16 protein-coding genes are annotated in these 18,809 nt (G+C 63.3%); 5 read left to right on the forward strand and 11 right to left on the reverse strand.

Features of this window, described 5'->3' with window-relative positions; translation table 11 throughout:
- Window positions 1-2 precede the first annotated feature (2 nt).
- On the reverse strand, window positions 3-2,606 hold the full coding sequence (locus LCL94_RS13065) for an ATPase (RefSeq protein WP_224832575.1): 2,604 nt from the start codon (window positions 2,604-2,606) through the stop codon (window positions 3-5).
- 70 nt (window positions 2,607-2,676) lie between these two features.
- Between LCL94_RS13065 and LCL94_RS13070 the strand changes: the two genes are divergently transcribed.
- The 4 genes from LCL94_RS13070 (at window position 2,677) to LCL94_RS13085 (ending at window position 6,648) form a co-directional block, all read left to right on the forward strand.
- Window positions 2,677-2,976: an Hpt domain-containing protein gene (locus LCL94_RS13070; protein WP_224832576.1), complete on the forward strand. Its 300-nt coding sequence runs from the start codon at window positions 2,677-2,679 to the stop codon at window positions 2,974-2,976.
- Between the two features lie 85 nt (window positions 2,977-3,061).
- Window positions 3,062-4,240 carry a hypothetical protein gene (locus tag LCL94_RS13075; RefSeq protein WP_224832577.1) on the forward strand — a complete coding sequence of 393 codons (1,179 nt, stop codon included), beginning with the start codon at window positions 3,062-3,064 and terminating at the stop codon, window positions 4,238-4,240.
- A gap of 42 nt (window positions 4,241-4,282) precedes the next feature.
- Window positions 4,283-5,239, forward strand: coding sequence for a hypothetical protein (locus tag LCL94_RS13080; protein WP_224832578.1), 957 nt, complete (start codon window positions 4,283-4,285; stop codon window positions 5,237-5,239).
- A complete protein-coding gene (locus tag LCL94_RS13085; RefSeq protein ID WP_224832579.1) occupies window positions 5,236-6,648 on the forward strand; it encodes a sensor histidine kinase in 1,413 nt (470 codons plus the stop codon). Before LCL94_RS13080 ends, LCL94_RS13085 begins: the two co-directional genes overlap by 4 nt.
- A gap of 51 nt (window positions 6,649-6,699) precedes the next feature.
- Here the strand turns inward: LCL94_RS13085 and LCL94_RS13090 are convergent, their stop codons facing one another.
- Together LCL94_RS13090 and gltX are read right to left on the reverse strand one after the other, a co-directional pair.
- Window positions 6,700-7,986 (reverse strand): citrate synthase, encoded by a 1,287-nt coding sequence (locus tag LCL94_RS13090; protein WP_224832580.1) that lies wholly within the window; start codon window positions 7,984-7,986, stop codon window positions 6,700-6,702.
- Between the two features lie 22 nt (window positions 7,987-8,008).
- The gene (gene gltX / locus LCL94_RS13095) at window positions 8,009-9,454 is read right to left on the reverse strand and encodes a glutamate--tRNA ligase (RefSeq protein ID WP_224832581.1); all 1,446 of its coding nucleotides are present in this window, start codon (window positions 9,452-9,454) and stop codon (window positions 8,009-8,011) included.
- Window positions 9,455-9,482: 28 nt separating this feature from the next.
- Between gltX and LCL94_RS13100 the strand changes: the two genes are divergently transcribed.
- A complete protein-coding gene (locus tag LCL94_RS13100) occupies window positions 9,483-11,705 on the forward strand; it encodes a ComEC/Rec2 family competence protein (RefSeq protein WP_224832582.1) in 2,223 nt (740 codons plus the stop codon).
- 19 nt (window positions 11,706-11,724) lie between these two features.
- Here LCL94_RS13100 and lexA read toward each other — a convergent pair whose 3' ends face one another.
- From lexA to trpE, 8 genes are all read right to left on the reverse strand, one after another.
- On the reverse strand, window positions 11,725-12,426 hold the full coding sequence (lexA, locus tag LCL94_RS13105) for a transcriptional repressor LexA (protein WP_224832583.1): 702 nt from the start codon (window positions 12,424-12,426) through the stop codon (window positions 11,725-11,727).
- Window positions 12,427-12,550: 124 nt separating this feature from the next.
- Complete coding sequence (gene moaC, locus LCL94_RS13110) at window positions 12,551-13,024, reverse strand: cyclic pyranopterin monophosphate synthase MoaC (RefSeq protein WP_224832584.1); 474 nt, start codon at window positions 13,022-13,024, stop codon at window positions 12,551-12,553.
- The gene (trpC, locus tag LCL94_RS13115) at window positions 13,021-13,824 is read right to left on the reverse strand and encodes an indole-3-glycerol phosphate synthase TrpC (protein WP_224832585.1); all 804 of its coding nucleotides are present in this window, start codon (window positions 13,822-13,824) and stop codon (window positions 13,021-13,023) included. The genes moaC and trpC overlap by 4 nt, the downstream gene beginning before the upstream one ends.
- A gap of 5 nt (window positions 13,825-13,829) precedes the next feature.
- Entirely contained in the window at window positions 13,830-14,822 is a 993-nt protein-coding gene (gene trpD, locus LCL94_RS13120) for an anthranilate phosphoribosyltransferase (RefSeq protein WP_224832586.1), read from the reverse strand.
- A complete protein-coding gene (locus LCL94_RS13125; protein ID WP_224832587.1) occupies window positions 14,819-15,433 on the reverse strand; it encodes an anthranilate synthase component II in 615 nt (204 codons plus the stop codon). Before LCL94_RS13125 ends, trpD begins: the two co-directional genes overlap by 4 nt.
- A gap of 59 nt (window positions 15,434-15,492) precedes the next feature.
- The gene (pip, locus tag LCL94_RS13130; protein WP_224832588.1) at window positions 15,493-16,455 is read right to left on the reverse strand and encodes a prolyl aminopeptidase; all 963 of its coding nucleotides are present in this window, start codon (window positions 16,453-16,455) and stop codon (window positions 15,493-15,495) included.
- A complete protein-coding gene (locus LCL94_RS13135) occupies window positions 16,448-17,290 on the reverse strand; it encodes a phosphodiester glycosidase family protein (protein ID WP_224832589.1) in 843 nt (280 codons plus the stop codon). The genes pip and LCL94_RS13135 overlap by 8 nt, the downstream gene beginning before the upstream one ends.
- On the reverse strand, window positions 17,287-18,801 hold the full coding sequence (gene trpE, locus LCL94_RS13140; RefSeq protein WP_224832590.1) for an anthranilate synthase component I: 1,515 nt from the start codon (window positions 18,799-18,801) through the stop codon (window positions 17,287-17,289). The genes LCL94_RS13135 and trpE overlap by 4 nt, the downstream gene beginning before the upstream one ends.
- Window positions 18,802-18,809: the final 8 nt, after the last annotated feature.

The following is an 18,809-nucleotide window of genomic DNA, read 5'->3' on the forward strand; positions in this document are numbered from 1 at the left end:
GCCTACTGGCGAAGGCGCTCCAGTGCCTGGGCCATCACCACGTAGAGCTTGCCCATGTCGCTCGACAGCAGGGTCACGCTCAGCGCATTGCCGTCGCGAGTGGACAGTAGGTTCCTCAGCATCGCTTCGAAGTCGTGGATGTAGCGGTTCACGTGCTCGCGGAAATCGGCATCCTCGTCGTAAAGCTCGGCAATCTCGCGGGCCTGGCCATTGTCGATCAGCTTGACCGCGCGGCGCGTGAAGATGCCGCGATCGCCGCGCAGATAGCTTGCCCAGGCGGTGTCGGTGACGTCCGTCGAAAGAGCCTTGGCGATATCGATGGAATTGGAGTTGAGGCTTTCGGTAATAAGAGCCACACGGCGTGCAAAATCGCCGTCGACGCTGTCGGTGATCTTGTCCTGCGCATGAGCGATACGTGCCTCGAGATTGACGGTGAGCTCGTTGAGGCGCGCCAGCTGGTCCCGCAGTTCCTTGGCGGATGAACGCGCGGCTTCGGTCGATCGCTGGCGAGCCTCGTCGAGACGGGCGAGAGCCTCGTCCGTATGCTCCGCCAGCGCCTTGTCTATCGCTTCGCTGCTACGTTCGCCGATGGACTTGGCTAGGCGGGCAATCCGCTCGGCGTCTTCGGTTTCTACGGCTTCGAGAGCAGTACGGGCCCTGTCCTCGAGTTCGGTGATCGAGGCGCTCAGTTCACCTTGCACGCGCTCGGCGAGCTGAGCGCTTTCGTCACGCAAAGCTGCGATCCCGGCACGCAGGCGCTCGACGCTGTCTACCTGCGCTGCGGCAGTTTCGCCGAAGCCCGACTGGAAATTCTCGAAGCTGTCGATGGCTTCGCGCGTCCTGCGTTCGATCTCTTCCATGCCTTGCGTGAGCTGGTCACCGGACTCGCGGGCCTGGTCAAGCAGCGAGCGGATGTCTGCAGTGCGCTGCTCGATATGTTCGAGCCGGTCTTCGGACGCCTTCATCGCCACGGGCAGGTCTTCGCGGCTGTGGCGCGCGCTGGCCTGGATCAGTTCGAGCAGGCGGACGCTGGCGTCGGTGAGGCGGGCGACTGCGGTATCGGTTCCGTCGAGCGCTTCACGGCTGCCGGACAGCTTGTCTGCCAGTCTGGTCACGGCTTGGTCGAGATCTTCTCCGGCCTCGCGACCCTGCTCGCGCACGGTGTCGAAGGTGGAGCCGAGCGCGGCGACCTTTTCTGCCAGCGCTTCGCTTTCTTCGGTCAGCCTTTCCAGCTGCGAGCGGTGGGCTACTCGACGCGCTTCCACGGCCTCGTCGATAGCCGCCAGCTTCAGCTCGAGGTCGCGCGCAATGTCATCCTGTGCACCGCGCAGCGCAGCAAGACGTTCGCTAGTAGCATTGTCGAGCGAGGTACCATGCGCATCGATCTTGGCATTGATGGTTTCGGCCCGCTCGTAGAGGACTTGCACGCGTTCTGTTGCGGCTTGGATGACGGCCGCATCCATGCGCTCGATTTCCGAGATCGCATCGGTGAGGCGCTTCCTGAGGCCTTCCACCTGTCCGGTCCATGCCTCGAGAGCGTGCTCCTCACCCTTGCGAATGGAGCCCGCAAGCTGGGCTGCTTCGACACGCAGCCCTGTGAATCGGTCGCGCATCGCGGCGAGAGCGAGTTCCTCTTCGGCACTGGCCGTTTGCTGTGCTTCTGCCAGTTCGCTGCGCAGCGCTTCCGAGCGCGCACGGATTGCCGCCAGCGCCTCGATTTCGCGCGCGTCGAGTTCTGCGCGTGCTTCCTCGCTGGTTTCGCGCAGGGCTGCGAAGCGTTCATCGCCGATGCGTTCGAGGTCGGATGCCTGGGCGGTAAAGGCTTCGAGGGCCTCGTCGACGCGGGTCTGGAGCGATTTCACCTGCCGTTCGCTCGCAGCGCCGAATTCGTTGAGCCGCTCGAAGCCGGAAACCAGCTTGTCGAGCTGTTCCTGCGCACTTCGGCCAGCGCCGCCGATCTGGTTGGACACGTCCTTCGCGGAATTGGCAATGACGGGCAGATTGTCGCGCAGGCGCGTCATGTTCTCGAGCGCGGTGGCGCTGACGGTGGCGATCTGGTCGACTTGGTGCCCGTTATCGAGAACGAGGCCCTGCAGCTTGTCCGCATGCTCGGAAAGACGCTCGCTCGCCGAGCGGCCGAGGAATTCGAGTTCGCGCGACTGGCTGCCGAGAAATTCGCGGGCAAGGCTGAGTTCGCGGTTCACCACGGCGAGCCTTGCTTCTAGGCGGGCGGATTCTTCGGCCAGCGATCGGGAAACCTCACCGAACCTGCGCGCCTCCACGGTCGAGTTGCGGCGCGTAAGAATCCAGAGAGAAACGATCAGGAGAACTGGGACCGCCCACGCGGAAATCCAGTCGCTCCACTGCTGGATTGTACCGCCGGCAAGGATTTCCGCGCGGTTGGCGTAACCGAAGAAAGCCGTCCAAGCCGCCGTCGCAAGACCCGCGATGGTCGGCACGATCCAGCCCCGGCGAGACATCGCTACGGGTTCGTCCTCTTCCCATTCCTCGAACTCGACCACTTCGTCCTGCAATTCGAGCGTTTCGGGCTCTGCGTGCTGGATGGTTTCGCCTTCGACGACGGTGATGTGCGATCGCTTCCTCATGCGAGGAAGCTACCACGTTTGGGCCATCCTTAAAGCCTATTTAACCCTCGGGCCGCTATTAGGCCGGATCATGGCCTATCATTCTGCCAGTTTCGACAGTGCCTTAGCGAGCGCAGCGGGGGAGGATCCCCAGCTCGCGGCGGAGTTGCGCGCGGCGTTCAAGGACAGTCTCGAACAGCGGCTCGACCTGCTCAAGAGGGCGCGGTGTGACGCTAACTGGTACCAGGCGGCGGAGCGGCTCCGTGGACTTGCGGCCAGTTTCAGCGCCGATGAACTGATCGAGCTCGCTGAAAATGCGCTCGAGGCAGCGCCGGGCGAACCCACCGTCGTGCGCGATATCGAGGCCTTTTCCGAAGAATTCGGGGAATAGGGCACCGGACCGGAAGCGGCTCCTTTGCAGCGGGCACCATGCTGCCTAAGGTGGGGTGCCTGACTTTTCGGAGTTGTCTGCCCCCGTGCGTATTGCCCTGCTGTCCATACTCGATCGGGATCCCGCTCCCGGGAGAACGAGGCCGGCCTTCCTGCCATTTGCAGGTGCGCGGGTGGTCGAAAGGCAGCTGGACCTCGCATTGTCGCTCGGTTGCGAGGCGATCGCCTGTCTTGCTGACGGGATTGGACGCGAAGTCATCGAGCTACAACACAGGGCGGAAAGAGCGGGCGCACGTTTCATCGCGATACGGGAACCCGGCAAGCTCTCGGGACTGGTCACCGCGAATGACGAATTGCTCGTCATCGCCTCGGGCGTCCTGCCTGACCCCAACTTGGTGGAGAAATTGCTGGCAAAGCCGGGAGTGATCGCTTTTCCCGCCGACGTCGCTGTGCCGTTGGGCTTCGAGCGGATCGATCCCGAGTTTGCATGGACCGGGGTAGTCCTGACCCGCGGCAATCTCGTCGAGCGACTGACCGAATTGCCATCCGACATCGATGTACCGTCCTCGCTCATGCGCTTGGCATTGCAAACGGGTGCGCAGCTCGTTCCTGCAGAAAGGCGGGTTCTGGACGATGGGGACTGGACGATTGATGCCAATCCCGAAGAACTCAAGGCCCGTGAAACGAGATGGATCGAGGCCCAGCGGGAGAAAATTCCGTTCACCGCTCCCGGTATCGCTGTCGCGGAACGCGCCGGAACACGCCTGGCGCGCGACATCGTCGGCAAGAAAAGCGAAACTGCTCCGGCGGTGGTGGCGGCCGTGTTTGCGTTGGCTGCGGCATTTTCAGCTTGGCTTGACCTTCCGGTCCTTGGCTTCGGGTTTCTGGCGACGTCCGCATTCTTTTCGAGGGTCGCTCTCGTGATCGAACGCGTGGCCAGCAAGGGCGATACCCGGGCCAATCGTGGATCCTTTGTGAAATACCTCCAGTATCTTCATGATCCACTTATCATTTTCTTGATGTATGTTGCGTCGTCGCAGGAATCGGAGTGGGTGCGGTTGTTCGTCCCGGCAATGCTCGTCGGGTTGCTGCGCCTTGGCGAATGGCATGGAAGCGAGACTTGGCGCAGGACCTACGCCGACCGGATACTGCTCGGCGGTATCCTTTGCGGAGCGGCATTTTTTGGCCAAGCGGCAGAAGTTGGGGCGTTCCTGGCCTTGCTGGTGCTGGTTTCCCGTTTTCTCACGGCCTTCCGTCAGCCCTAACTTCGAATTAACCACACGGCTGCTACGCGCGGGAATATGACTATGGCGCAAGACAGGCCCGGAAAGAACGCTGAAACGCAGGCGGAATTGCGCGCCGCTCTCGCGAGCGGTCAGCAGGCGCTCGACCGCATCGAGCCGATACTGGGCCATCTCTTGTCTTCGCCGGACCATTCGCTGTTCAGCGACGAGATCGTCGCGCGCCTCCGCGGAATGCTGAACGACATCGCCTGGCAGGTTCTCCGCGTGCAAGCGGAGGCGACCGGTCAGTCGGGACGCGAGGCATTCGCAGAGCGTCACGGCGAAGCGCTGGCTGCGCATTTCCAGCGATGCGGGGCGGTGCTGACCCATTGTCACGCACTCGCGGTGGAATGGCAGCTCACCGAACGCTTGGAGGCGACAGGCGGCCTGGACCCGGTACTGTCTCCCGTGCTCCAGGAACTCATCGCCGATGAAGATCCTGGAGTGGCTAGCACGGCCATGTCCGCACTTGCTGCACAGGCGCGCTTCGCGCAGGCCCAGCGGCGGATGGAACTCCCGCTTGCAGAACTGCCGGGTGACCTGTTCCACGAGGTGCTGCTGTCTTGGCGGAGCTATAATGGCGAGCGCGTTTCCGATGCTCTGACCCGGGCTGAAGGGAAGATGCGCGCGAATTTCGACGAAAGCGCCAGTCGCCTGGCCCTGTTCGCCCGTCTAATTGCCAGCATCGGTGGCCAGGCGCTCGACGCGCTGGTCCCTGACCGGGCAGGGGCCGGACTGTTCTTCACGGCGCTTGCCGCAAGGTCCGGTCAAACGAGGGCAGAGGCGGTGCTTTCGAGCAATTACCGGCAGGTTCCGAGGCTAGCCCTAGGGCTGCGTGCCGCGGGACTACCGGCGAGCAAAGTCGACGAGGTGCTGTTGAAGCTGCATCCGCAGGCGGCGCCGATTGCCGATCTCGACCTTGTCAGCGAAGGAGAAGCGCGCCGAATGCTCGCCGATGTGCAGGCGGAGGTGGGCGCGTGACCGTCGCGACAAAACATATCGCTCAAGGGCTGACGGACGCCGAGGACCGGCTGATCGAAGCCGATGGGCCGCTCTACGCGCTGCAGAAGGCTTGCGGCGGTGGGAAGGGGACCACGCTCGCCATACCCGAACTGCTGATGCTGGTCGGAAAAGCGCGCAGCTTTGGCCTCCGCCTTGCCCGCCAGTTCGAGGCTGTCGACGAAGATTCGCGTATTACAGCGTGGGCGGAGATTCGTCCCCTCGATGGCGGGAAAGACGGTTGCGAGATTGTCATCGAGAGTTGGCAGGCCGAGCCGCTCCCTCCTGAAAATTCTATCGATTCCGACCGCCGGAAAGTAGAGATCAACCGTCATCTCGCAGAATGCACCGCACGTCTCGATCCGGCCCAGCGCTTGCTTTCCCTTGAGACCGAGGCACCCGATCTCGCAGGTTTGCAGGCCAAGGTTGCCGGTGCGCTTGGTAAGCCGTGGACCGATCTCGTCGAGATCGAGGGCAGTTCGCACGAACAGCCGATGCACTGGCGTCTGCTCGACGGTGCGCATTGCCGCGTGCCGGGATCGAAGCGGTTGTGGACGGCACACCTGGAGCCGCTCGGCCAGCCTACGCCCGGCAGCGCAGGATTCGTTTTGCATTTGAGTGCAGAAACGCCGCTGGCCGACCTCCCTGCCGAAGCGGCACCCGACACGCCGTCACTCGGCCGCGACCTTACGCCGGTCCTGCGCCAGCCGATCAATCGCATCATCGCCAACGCAGAGACGATCCGCACCAAGCTCGCCGGACCGATCGCAGACGAATACAGCCAGTACGCCGCCGACATTGCCAGTGCCGGACAGCATCTTCTCGCGCTGGTCGACGATTTGTCCGATCTCGAGGTCGTCGAATCGGATGATTTCGTTACCGAGCCCGACCGGATCGAACTCGCAGATGTCGCCCGCCGAGCTTGCGGCATTCTCGGGGTCAGGGCCCGGGAACGCGGAATTACCCTCGTTCCGCCGGCCGAGGGCGAGAGCCAGTTGGCGATTGCAGAGTTTCGCAGGGTCCTGCAGATTTTGCTCAACCTCGTCGGAAACGCCATCCGCTACTCGCCGGAAGACAGCCAGGTCTGGATCAGGCTGGACCGCATCGGATCACGCGCGATGATTACTGTGGCCGATCAGGGCCACGGCCTCGACGAGGACCAGCAGGTTCGCATTTTCGAGAAATTCGAGCGCCTCGGGCGCAGCGGCGACGGCGGCTCGGGCCTTGGACTTTATATTTCGCGGCGGATTGCCCGTGCGATGGACGGCGACCTCACCGTGGAGAGTGCGCCGGGTCTTGGTGCGCGATTCACGCTTTCGGTTCCGGCTGCGGATGAGATGCGCAGCGCGCCGCGCGAGGACCGGCCGGCGGACGGCCCCGACTTCAAGTAAAATGAAAAGGGGCGCCGAAGCGCCCCTGATCGCATTTCGTGATGGCAGCGCTCAGCGCTTGTCCATCGGGATGTAATCGCGCTCCGTCGGACCAGTGTAGAGCTGGCGCGGGCGGCCGATGACCTGGCCGGGATCGGAGATCATCTCGTTCCACTGCGCCACCCAGCCCACGGTGCGGGCAAGTGCGAAGAGCGCGGTGAACATTGTGGTCGGGAAGCCGATCGCCGAGAGGATGATGCCCGAGTAGAAGTCCACGTTGGGGAAGAGCTTCTTTTCGCGGAAGTAATCGTCGTTGAGAGCGATTTCTTCCAGCTGAAGGGCGGTCTCGAACACCGGATCCTTGACGTTCAACGCCTCGAACACTTCGCGCACGGTCTTCTGCATGACCGTCGCGCGCGGGTCGTAGTTCTTGTAGACGCGGTGCCCGAAGCCCATCAGGCGGAACGGATCGTTCTTGTCCTTCGCACGCTCGATATAGTGCTTGATGCGATCGGGCGTGCCGATTTCCTGCAGCATGTTGAGCGCTGCTTCGTTCGCGCCGCCATGCGCGGGGCCCCAGAGGCAGGCGATGCCGGCCGCGATGCAGGCGAACGGATTGGCGCCCGACGAACCGGCGAGGCGCACGGTCGAGGTCGAGGCGTTCTGTTCATGGTCGGCATGGAGGATGAAGATCCGGTCCATGGCGCGTTCGACAGCCGGGTGGATTTCATATTCCTCGGCCGGAACGCCGAAGGTCATGCGCAGGAAATTGCCGGTGTAGCTCAGCGAGTTCTTCGGCTGCAGGAAGGGCTGGCCGATCGAGTACTTGTAAGCCATCGCCGCAATGGTCGGCATCTTTGCAATCAGGCGGTGCGAGCTGATCTTGCGGTGCTCGGGATCGGAAATGTCGGTGCTGTCGTGATAGAATGCCGACAGGGCGCCGACCACGCCGCACATGATAGCCATGGGGTGCGCATCGCGGCGGAAACCCTGGTAGAATTGACGCAACTGGTCATGGACCATAGTGTGGCGCGTGATCGTGTAGTCGAAATCCGCCAGTTCATCCTGGTTCGGCAGTTCGCCGTTCAGGAGCAGGTAGGCCACTTCCATGAAGCTGGAATGTTCGGCCAGCTGGCCGATCGGATAGCCGCGGTGAAGGAGAACACCTTCTTCGCCGTCGATATAGGTGAGGGCGCTTTCGCAGCTTGCCGTCGACTTGTAACCCGGATCGTAAGTGAACTTGCCGGTCGTTCCGTAAAGCTTGCGGATGTCGATGACGTCCGGCCCGACGCTTCCCTCAAGCACGGGGAAGGTCTGGCTCTGTCCGCCCAGATCGAGTGTTGCCTGTTTGTCGGCCACGCGTGTCTCCTCAGTCAGTCTTTTACCTGGCACCTGCCGGGGAGGCCTGCGCGTCGATCCGCGCGAGAGACTCCTCCTTGCCCAACAGGACCAGAACATCGAAAATTCCGGGTGACGTGGTTGTCCCCGTAAGTGCCGCACGCATGGGCTGCGCGAGCTTGCCGAGACCCAGTTCGAGCTCCTCGGAATACGATTTCGTAGTGGCTTCGAGAGCCTCGATTGTCCAGTTATTTTCCGCCTTTAGGCGCTCTGCAAGGCCGCCAAGTCGCTCGCGAGATTCATCGTCGAGCAGAGCTGCCGCCTTTTCGGTCATTTCGAGCGGCATCTTGGCGAAGAGAAACGCTGCACCTTCAACGAGTTCATGCGTGGTCTTCGCACGCGGTTTCAGGACCGGCATCGCCTGTGTCAGCAGGGCGACATCAGCCTTATTTCCTATGGCCTCGGCGACCAGCGCCGCCAGCCGCGCATCATCGGCTTCGCGGATGTAATGCGCATTGAGATTGAGCAGTTTCTTGATGTCGAAGCGGGACGCGCTCTTGCCCACGCCGTCGAGGTCGAACAGCTCGACCGCCTCGTCGCGGGTGATTTCCTCGCGGTCGCCGTGGCCCCAGCCAAGGCGCAGGAGGTAGTTGAACAGCGCTTCGGGCAGGACGCCTTCCTCGTCGCGATAGGCCTCGACGCCGATGGCACCGTGGCGCTTGGACATTTTCGCCCCGTCCGAACCGTGGATCAGCGGAACGTGCGCGTAGACGGGATCCGGCCAGCCGCCCTCGATGGCGTTCATCGCGCGGATGATCGGCAGCTGGCGGAACGCGTTGTTCAGGTGGTCATCGCCGCGGATGATATGCGTCACGCCCATGTCGTGATCGTCGACGACGACCGCGAGCATATAGGTCGGAGTGCCGTCTGCGCGCAGCAGGATGTAGTCATCGATCTCGGCATTCTGGACCGTGACTTTGCCCTGCACGGCGTCGTGGATCGTGGTTTCGCCCTCGGTGGGGACCTTGAGGCGGATCACGAAAGGCGCGCCGGCGGGCGCTTCGGACGCGTCGCGGTCGCGCCAGCGACGGTCGTAGCGCATGGGTTGCTTGTTGGCGCGCTGCTGGGCGCGCATCTCTTCCAGTTCCTCGGGCGTGGCGTAGCACTTGTAGGCGTGGCCCGCTTCAAGCAGTTGCATGGCGACTTCCGCGTGGCGCGTCGCGCGGTCGGACTGGAACAGCGGCGGCTCGTCGAAATCGAGACCGAGCCAGTCGAGGCCTTCCAGGATCTTGTCGATGGCTTCCTGCGTGCTTCGCTTGCGGTCGGTGTCTTCGATCCGCAGCAGGACCTTGCCGCCGTGGTGGCGTGCGTAGAGCCAGTTGAAAAGAGCGGTACGGGCACCGCCGATATGAAGAAAGCCGGTGGGCGAGGGGGCGAAACGGGTCACCACCTGCTGGGTGCCGGCGGTCGTTTCGGTTTCGCTTGCCATTAGCTCTTCTTTCCTTTCAAACACTTGCATGGCGATGCAGGGGACGCCTTTGGTGCCGTTCGGCGAACCCGGGAGTGGCGCCGATGTTGCAGTGCAGCGCCCTTGGCGCATACGCACTCTCTTGTCCAGAACGGCCGATGGGGCGGAGCGGTTTCTGGCCAGTCCCAAACAGGACCGGATGCCGTGGTTGACGGTGGCATTTGCGGCCGGAATCGGCGCGTGGTTCGCGCTTCCCGCGATGTCGCTCTGGTTTGTCGCCCTTGGCTCTGCTGGTGCTTTGGCAGGATTGGGATGGGCCTGCCTGAGAATGACCGGCCGTCCGGCAATCTCGATCGCTCTGCTTGCCACTGCCCTCGCATTCGCCCTGGGCATGAGCGTTATCTGGGCCAGGTCGGAAGTGGTCGGCACCGAGCCGATTGCAGCACCTGTCTTTGCCAAGCTGGACGGAACGATCCTCGAGCGGGAAGAACAGCCGGCACAAGGCCGCGTGAGGCTGGTGCTCGCAACCCGAGAGCCGGATACGGGTCGAGCCATCAAGGTCAGGATAAACGTCCCCTCCGCCTCGGACGATGCGGTTCTGAAGGAAGGCGCGAAGATACGGCTCGGCGCTCGCCTGATGCCGCCATCACCACCCATCCTGCCCGGCGCCTATGACTTCGCCCGGGCCGCGTGGTTCAAGGGCTACGCTGCGACAGGATCGCTTGCTGGAGGCATCGAGGTCGTAGCGGAGGCCCCGAGTAGGGAGGGGGGATCGCTTGCAAGTGCGCAAAGGCGTTTGTCGGCGCATGTCCGCAGCCGCGTGGACGGCTCGGCAGGGTCCATCGCAGCCGCCTTCGCAAGCGGGGACAGGGGCGGCATCCTGCTGGAGGACGAAGAGGCAATGCGCGATGCAGGGCTGACCCACCTCCTGTCCATCAGCGGCCTGCATGTCAGTGCTGTGATTGCAGCGGCGTATTTCCTTGCGCTCAAGATCCTTGCCCTGTGGCCGTGGCTCGCCTTGCGTGTGCGCCTGCCGCTGTGCGCTGCCGCAGTCGGGGCGGGGGCAGGCATAGCCTATACGCTGCTTACAGGAGCCGAGGTGCCGACCGTCAGGAGTTGTATCGGCGCAATGCTGGTTCTCGGGGCACTGGCATTGGGGAGGGAGCCCTTGTCGATGCGAATGGTCGCGGTTGCAGCGTTCTGCGTCCTGCTGTTCTGGCCCGAAGCTGTAATCGGCCCGAGCTTCCAGATGAGCTTTGCTGCGGTACTTGCGATCATTGCCCTGCACAATTCCGGGCCCGTGCAGCAGTTTCTCCGCCCGAGGGATGAAGCACTTGCGGCGAAATACGCACGCCGGGTGGCAATGCTGTTCATCACCGGTGCCGTCATCGAGATAGCCCTGACGCCCATCGTCCTGTTCCACTTTCATCGGGCAGGGCTCTACGGCGCCTTTGCGAATGTCGTGGGCATCCCACTGGTCACTTTCCTGTCGATGCCGCTCATTGCCCTGGCGCTGCTTCTCGATCTGGCGGGTCTGGGCGGTCCGGTATGGTGGCTAGCGGGCAAGTCGCTCGATCTCTTGTTGTGGATCGCCCATTTCACCGCTGCCCAGCCCGGAGCGGTGAAGCTGGTTCCGCAGATGGGAATGGGGACGATTGCACTCTTCGTCGGCGGTGCGCTGTGGCTGGCGCTGTGGCGGGGAAGGGTGCGGCTGTGGGGGTTGTTACCTGCCGCCGTGGGCGCGTTTGCGCTTGCGGTAACGCCTGCAGCCGACATCCTCGTGACCCGCGATGGTGCGGATTTCGGCATCGTAGATCAAGATGGTCAACTTCACGTACTGCGCAGCTCGCCGCTATCCTATTCGCAAACGAACCTGATCGAGCTGTCCGGCAGCGAGCACCCTCCGGTTCCGGTTCGAACCTACCCGGACTCGAGGTGCAGCGCTGATTTCTGCAGCCTCGTCGTCAACCGTAGTGAGCGTGAGTGGGTCCTGCTGGTGGCGCTCAACCTCCAGCGCATCGATGAGCGCCAACTAGCCGCAGCATGCGAGCTGAGCGATATCGTGATTGCCGACCGGTGGCTGCCCCGCAGTTGCCAGCCCCGATGGCTCAAGCTCGACGGTCGTTACCTGAACGAGAACGGGGGTACGGCGATCTACCTTGACGACAAGCGCGTAGCCGGCGTTGCCGATGGAAAAGGCGAGCATGGGTGGCAGCGTTTCGGGAGCGGGAGCCCCAAACAAGAAGGGCGCCAGCTTTCGCCGGCGCCCTGATTACCTTGATCCTTACTTGTCAGTGGTAACGACGCAGCAGTCCTGCGAGTTTTCCCTGAACCTGAACGCGGTTGGCTTCGTAGACCTGAGGTTCGTAAGCGCCGTTGGCCGGATCGAGCCGGACCATTGCGCCTTCGCGTCGCAGGTACTTGAGCGTGGCTTCCTCGTTATCGACGAGAGCGACGACGATTTCCCCGTCGCGTGCCGTTTCCGTGCGGCGGACCAGGGCGAAGTCCCCGTCGAAGATACCGGCCTCGATCATCGAGTCACCCGACACTTCGAGAGCGTAGTGATCGCCCGGGCCGAGGAGGGCGGCGGGTACTGGCATGCTCGACTGGCCTTCGATTGCCTCGATCGGAGCGCCAGCGGCAATACGGCCATGAAGCGGGATCTGGAGGACGTCGTTAGCCGGATCGGGCGCGACCGGTGCTGCCTTGTGCGCGGAAACCACCGCATCGTTCGCAGCAGCGACCGATGCCTTCGCGGCGGCGGGTGCAGTGACCGCATCTTCCGGGAGCTTGATCACTTCGAGCGCCCTGGCACGGTTCGGCAAACGGCGGATGAAGCCACGTTCCTCGAGCGCGGAGATCAGGCGGTGGACGCCAGACTTGCTCTTCAAATCGAGCGCTTCCTTCATCTCTTCGAAAGAAGGCGAAATGCCCGTTTCCCCGAGACGCTGCTGGATGAAGCGGATCAATTCATGCTGCTTTGCGGTCAGCATCGGTCACTCCCTCGTTCCTGTTCACATCATGCGAACGAATGTGGAACAATTAGGCAACCAATTTTCGCGAGTCAAGCAAGTCTGCGGTTTTTCGCGCCGAAATGGAGGAACAGGCGTTCCCGTTTCAGTCCTCGGCTTTCCAGTCGCCGGACTTGCCCCCGGTCTTTTCGACCAGGCGCACATCGGAGATGACCATCGATCGGTCGACTGCCTTTGCCATGTCGTAGAGCGTCAGCAGGGCAACGCTGGCGGCAGTCAAAGCCTCCATTTCCACGCCGGTCTTGCCGGCCAGGCCCGCCTTCGCAGTCACCGCGATATGGTCATCGGCGAGATGGAAATCGACCGTGACCGTATCCAGCCCGAGCGGGTGACAGAGCGGGATGAGTTCGCCGATGCGCTTGGCCGCCATGATGCCTGCGATCCTTGCGGTCGCGAGCGCATCCCCTTTGCCGAGGCTTCCCTCCGCAATGGCGGCGAGCGCCTCCGGTTTCATTATAATCCGGCCCTCTGCAGTGGCCGTGCGGCGCGTCGTCGGCTTCGCGGAGACGTCGACCATGCGGGCGGCACCCTTCTCGTCGAGATGCGTCAGTCGCGTCACGCTGCCTCTGCGCCGGTTCCGACCAGCAGCGCCTTCGTCGCCGTCTCGACATCCGCTTGCCGCATCAGGCTTTCGCCCACGAGGAAGCTGCGCACTCCCGAACGGGACAGGCGGAGGCAGTCGTCATGCGAGAAGATGCCGCTTTCCCCGACGATCAGCGAACCATCCTTCGCCAGCGGCGCAAGTCGCTCGGTCGTGGCGAGATCGGTTTCGAAGGTCTTGAGGTTACGGTTGTTTATCCCGACGAGCGGTGACTTGAGCGCTTTGGAGCGTTCCAGTTCCTCTTCGTCGTGTACCTCAACCAGTACGTCCATGCCGCGCTCCAGCGCCGCCTCTTCGATTTCTTGCATCGTGCTGTCATCAAGGGCGGCGACGATGATGAGGATGGCGTCTGCGCCGATCGCGCGGGCTTCGGCCACCTGCCATGGATCGACCATGAAGTCCTTGCGCAGCACGGGAAGCTCGCAAGCGGCACGTGCAGCCACGAGGAAATCCTCGTGGCCCTGGAAATACGGGGCATCGGTCAGGACCGAAAGGCAGCTCGCTCCGCCAGCCTGGTAGGAGCGGGCATGGGCCGCAGGGTCGAAATCGGCCCTGATCAGTCCCTTCGACGGAGAGGCCTTCTTGATTTCGGCAATCAGCCCGAAACCCCTCTCTTCCGCCTTGCGCAAAGCGGCGTGAAAGCCTCGCGGTGCGCTCTGCTCCGCTGCCATCGCATCCAGCGCATCGAGCGAATGCACCCGCTTCCGCTGGGCTACTTCCTCGCGCTTGGTCGCGCAGATTTCGTCGAGCTTGTTCATGCCGCTTACTTCGCCATCCCGATCCAGTCATGGAGAAGCTGGCGCGCCTTTCCGCTGTCGATTGCTTCCGCCCCGAGTTCGGCAGCTTCTGTCCAGTCGTCGCTCTTGCCGGCCACGAGGAAGGTCGCAGCCGCATTGAAAAGGACCGCATCGCGGTAGGGACCCGGTGCGCCAAGCAGCAGGGCCTCCAGCGCCTTGGCATTGTGCGCCGGATCGCCGCCGCGAATCGCCTCCACCGGCGCATAAGGCAGGTTCGCTTGGACCGCGGTCACGCGCCGCATCTCGAAATCGTTGCCGCGTACGTCTGCCAGCTCGTTGCCGCCGGCAAGGGACAGTTCGTCGAGGCCCTCGTCGCCCGAGGCGATGAACGTGCGTTCGGTGCCGAGCATGGCTTTCGCCTTGGCATAGATCGGTACATAGGCTGGCCGTGCAATGCCGATCAGCTGGCGGGTGACGCCTGCCGGATTGGAGAGCGGGCCCATGAGGTTGAAAATGGTGCGAACGCCGAGGCGCTGGCGGATGGGCTGGATGCGACCCATTGCGGGGTGGTGGTTCTTCGCGAATAGGAAGCAAATCCCGAGTTCATTCAATGTCTTCTCTGCGGTTCTTCCCGCAGCTTCCATGTCCAGCCCGAGCGCTTCGAGCGTATCGGCCGCACCGGATTTCGAGCTGGCCGCACGGTTGCCATGCTTGGCAACAGGCACGCCGCTTGCCGCAACGACCAGGCTGACCGCGGTCGAGACGTTGAGCGTGTGATGCCCGTCCCCGCCGGTGCCGCAGCAATCGACCGTGCCTTCGGGCGCATCGATCGGGATCAGCCGGGCACGAAGCGCCCGCGCAGCTCCGGCGATTTCCTCGGACGTTTCACTGCGGGCCGACATGTCGACGAGGAAGCGAGCGATCTCTTCTTCTTCGGTCTCTCCGTCGAGAATCCAGCCGAAGATCTCTTCTGCCTGGTCGGCGTCCAGATGGACGTCTGCGGTCGGCAATTGTTTCATGCCGGCACCTTTGCGTCGATCCCGCAGATCTCGAGGAAATTGGCGAGCAGAGCATGACCATGTTCGGTCGCGATACTTTCCGGGTGGAACTGGACCCCGTGGATCGGCAGTTCGTGGTGGCGGAAACCCATGACGCTGCTGCCGTCGAGGCCCGGCGTCTCGCTCTCGGCGTTCACGACGAGGACGTTCGGGATCTCCTCGACTACGAGCGAGTGATAGCGCGTCGCGGTGAAGGGCGAAGGCAGGCCCTTAAACAGCCCGCTTCCGTCGTGCGTCACCGCGCTGGTCTTGCCGTGCATGAGCCCACCGCGCACGACCTTGCCGCCGAAATGCTGGCCGATGGACTGATGCCCGAGGCAAACGCCGAGCAGCGGTTTTCCGCTTGCCGCGCAGGCCTGCACGAGATCGAGGCTGATGCCCGCTTCCGAAGGAGTGCAGGGCCCGGGTGAAATCAAGTATCCAGCGGCATCGCGCTCGATGGCTTCGGCAGCGGTGATCGCGTCATTGCGCACCACTTCGACCTTCGCCCCCAGTTCCATCAGGTAATGGACGAGGTTGAAGGTGAAACTGTCGTAATTGTCGACGACGAGGATGGTCCGGTTGTCGGTCATGTCAGGCGTCAATGGCGGGGCAGGGACTTCAGTTCAAGCAAGCAAAACAACTTGCTGTGTCACGCCTGCTTGCCTGCGAGTTTGTCGGTCGCACGCACAAGGCCGTCGACGATGCCGGGTTCGCCGGCGCTGTGACCTGCGTCGTGAACGATCCACAGTTCCGCTTCGGGCCAGGCTTTCTTCAGTTCCCACGCGCTGGTCGGCGGGGTGCAGATGTCATGGCGACCCTGCACGATGATACCGGGGATATGCTTGATCCGGTCGACGTTCCTGATCAGCTGCGCCTCTTCGAGGAAGAAGTCCTCGAGGAAAAAGCGAGCACAGATGCGCGCGAACGGCACGGCCTTGGCCGGGTCGGCAAAGCTGTCGAGCAGCTTCTCGTCGGGCAGCAGGGTGGCGACATTGCCTTCCCACAGCGACCATTCCCGCGCGGCCGCAAGGCGGATCCCCTCGTCGTCGCAGGTGAGCCGGTCGTAATAGGCCTGCACGAGGTCGCCCCGTTCGGCCTCGGGGATGAGGCCGGTGAAGTCGTCCCACTGCTCGGCCATGATTTCGCTAGCGCCGTAGCTGTAGAGCCAGTGCTTTTCCTTCTGGCGGGCGAGGAAGACGCCGCGCAAGACGATCTCGCTGGTGCGTTCGGGATGGGTCTGGGCATAGGCGAGGGCGAGCGTTGCGCCCCAGCTCCCACCGAAGACCTGCCATGTGTCGTGGCCGCACATTTCCCGGAGCCGCTCGATATCGGCCACGATGCGCCAGGTGTCGTTGTGCTCGATTTCGGCAAAGGGCAGCGACTTGCCGCAGCCGCGCTGGTCGAAGAGCAGCACGTCGTAAAGCTCGGGATCCCACTGGCGGCGGTGGTCGGGGCTCATCCCGCCGCCCGGGCCGCCATGCAGGAACACGGCAGGCTTCGCACCCGGCGTTCCGACCCGTTCGTAGTAAAGCGAATGACCTTCGCCGACATCGAGCATCCCGGTCTCGTAGGGTTCGATCTCGGGGTAGAGGGTGCGGCGTTCGTTACTCATCGTCTGCAACCTTCCGTTCCACCAGCACGATAGGACCGATGGGTGCGCCCGTATCGAGGCGATCGGTCGCGGGATTCCACAGGCCCGACACGCTCCCGTCGAGATAGAGCGCGTTCTTCACGCTCAATTCGTCGCGGAAGAAGCGGGCCAGCTTGCCGAAGGAAATCGGCGCGTTCGAGATGACGAAATGCGCCCTGCCGCGATCATCCACGCCGACCCCGTTCCGGATAGCGCGCGAAGGTCCGTCCTGCGTGATTTCGGGGTGAAGCTTCCCGCCGACGACCAGCATCGGACCCGACTGGGTACCGAATTCCGGGCGATCGGCGACATTGGCGAGGAAGTCGTCAGTCGTGCGGATTTCCCACTTGTCACCCGTGCCAAAGAAGACCCCGTTCGGCTTCATGTGGAAATTGCCATCGCCATCGGCAGTGTTGAGCGTCTTCAGCCGCTCCGAACCGCTTACGAAATAGCCGATCGGCTGCCCTTCGTCGTCATACATCCCGGCATTCATGGCGAAGGCCACGGTCGCGGGATCGCGGGTCGCCGAGAAGGCGGTGAGACTACGGAACGGACCTTGCCCGTCCGGCCCGAGGACCATGGCGACCCGGTGACGGGAAGGCACGGCAAGACAGTGGGTCAGCGAGGTATTCTCGAAGATGATCGAGCGGCAGGCGCTTTCCACCTGGCTTGCCACCGAAGGGGCATCGTTGGCTGCAGCCGTCGGCGTGGCGCCGGCCTGGCCGTCGATGCGCGTGCGCGTGACCGGCTCGCCCGCCTGCGGCGGTTCGCATGCGCTGAGAAGAAGGAGGGTAATTGCGACCGAAAAGTACTTCATTGTCCGTAACCGGGTTCCTGGGCAATGCGGACGGCTTCCTTGGCAGCCGCGAACAGAGCGCCAGCCTTGGCCTCGCATTCGCGTTGCTCGTAGGCGGGATCGCTGTCTGCGACGATTCCCGCACCTGCCTGCACATGCATGAGGCCATCCTTTAGGACGGCAGTGCGCAAGACGATACAACTATCGAGCGAGCCGTCGGGCGCAAAATAGCCGACACCGCCGGCATAGGGACCGCGCTTGGCCGGTTCGAGTTCGGCGATGATCTGGCAGGCCCTGATCTTGGGTGCGCCGCTGACCGTTCCGGCGGGAAAGCCCGCGAACAGCGCGTCGAGTGCATCGCATTCGGAATCGAGCTTGCCGACCACGTTGCTGACGATGTGCATCACGTGGCTGTAGCGTTCGACGGTGAAGCTATCGGTCACCTCTACCGTGCCGCTTTGCGCGACACGGCCCACGTCGTTGCGCCCGAGGTCAAGCAGCATGAGGTGTTCCGCCCGCTCTTTCGGGTCGGCCAGCAGCGATGCCTCTGCCTCGCGATCCGCTGCAGGTGTCGCGCCGCGCGGGCGTGTCCCGGCGATGGGCCGGATCGTGACCTGCTCGTCGCGCACGCGGACGAGGATTTCGGGGCTCGATCCGACGATCGCAAAACCCGGAAGGTCGAGGAAATAGAGGAAGGGCGAGGGGTTCACCCGTCGCAATGCGCGGTAAAGCGCGATCGGCGGCAGCTCGAACGGGGTCGTGAAGCGCTGCGAGAGCACGACCTGGAAGATATCGCCCGCGGCGATGTATTCCTTGGCTGCATCGACCATGCCTGCGAATTGTTCGGGCGGCATTGTGGGCTGCGGTTCGCAGGATGAAAGCGCGCCAGGCGCCTCCGACTGCGCCGGAACGGCCGACGAAAGGCGGGCAAGCGCGCTATCGATACGATCCGCTGCTGCCGCCAGCGCTGCGTCAACGCCGCTGTCCGAAGGCCAGATCGGTGCGATGCAGAAGAGCTGTTCCGTCAGATTGTCGAACACGAGCAGAAGGGTCGGACGCACGAACAGCATGTCCGGCACGTCTATTGCGCTGTCGCCCGCTGCCGGAAGCTTCTCGACCAGCCCGATCGTCTCGTAGCCGAAATAGCCTACGAGGCAGGCCAGTGCGGGCGGCAATTCTTCGGGCACGTCGATCCGGCACTCGGCAAGGAGGTTGCGCAAGGCGGCGAGCGTATCGGCCTCGCAGCCCTCGAACGTATCGCGGGAATACTGCCAGCTGCGATTGATAGCCGCCGAGTTGCCGTCTGCGCGGAACACGAGATCGGGGTCGAGGCCGATCAGGCTGTAGCGCCCGCGGACCTCGCCGCCTTCGACCGATTCCAGCAGGAAATCGCCGCGCCCTTCCTCGATCAGGCGCAGGCCGGCCCCGACCGGGGTTACCGTGTCGGAGACGATCTTGCGCCAGACGAGGGCAGGCTGCCCTGCTGCAAGAGCCCTACGCGCCCGGTCGGACCCTTCGAGCGATGGTCCCAAGACGAACC

The organism is Qipengyuania gaetbuli, from assembly GCF_020171365.1.
GTDB classification, from domain to species: Bacteria; Pseudomonadota; Alphaproteobacteria; order Sphingomonadales; family Sphingomonadaceae; genus Qipengyuania; species Qipengyuania gaetbuli_B.

Excerpts from the sequence above, each read along its gene's own strand:
- LCL94_RS13065 (WP_224832575.1), bottom strand. The coding sequence starts at position 2,606 with ATGAGGAAGCGATCGCACATCACCGTCGTCGAAGGCGAAACCATCCAG.
- LCL94_RS13070 (WP_224832576.1), top strand. The coding sequence starts at position 2,677 with ATGGCCTATCATTCTGCCAGTTTCGACAGTGCCTTAGCGAGCGCAGCG.
- LCL94_RS13080 (WP_224832578.1), top strand. The coding sequence starts at position 4,283 with ATGGCGCAAGACAGGCCCGGAAAGAACGCTGAAACGCAGGCGGAATTG.
- gltX (WP_224832581.1), bottom strand. The coding sequence starts at position 9,454 with ATGGCAAGCGAAACCGAAACGACCGCCGGCACCCAGCAGGTGGTGACC.
- LCL94_RS13100 (WP_224832582.1), top strand. The coding sequence starts at position 9,483 with ATGGCGATGCAGGGGACGCCTTTGGTGCCGTTCGGCGAACCCGGGAGT.
- lexA (WP_224832583.1), bottom strand. The coding sequence starts at position 12,426 with ATGCTGACCGCAAAGCAGCATGAATTGATCCGCTTCATCCAGCAGCGT.
- trpC (WP_224832585.1), bottom strand. The coding sequence starts at position 13,824 with ATGAACAAGCTCGACGAAATCTGCGCGACCAAGCGCGAGGAAGTAGCC.
- trpD (WP_224832586.1), bottom strand. The coding sequence starts at position 14,822 with ATGAAACAATTGCCGACCGCAGACGTCCATCTGGACGCCGACCAGGCA.
- LCL94_RS13125 (WP_224832587.1), bottom strand. The coding sequence starts at position 15,433 with ATGACCGACAACCGGACCATCCTCGTCGTCGACAATTACGACAGTTTC.
- pip (WP_224832588.1), bottom strand. The coding sequence starts at position 16,455 with ATGAGTAACGAACGCCGCACCCTCTACCCCGAGATCGAACCCTACGAG.
- LCL94_RS13135 (WP_224832589.1), bottom strand. The coding sequence starts at position 17,290 with ATGAAGTACTTTTCGGTCGCAATTACCCTCCTTCTTCTCAGCGCATGC.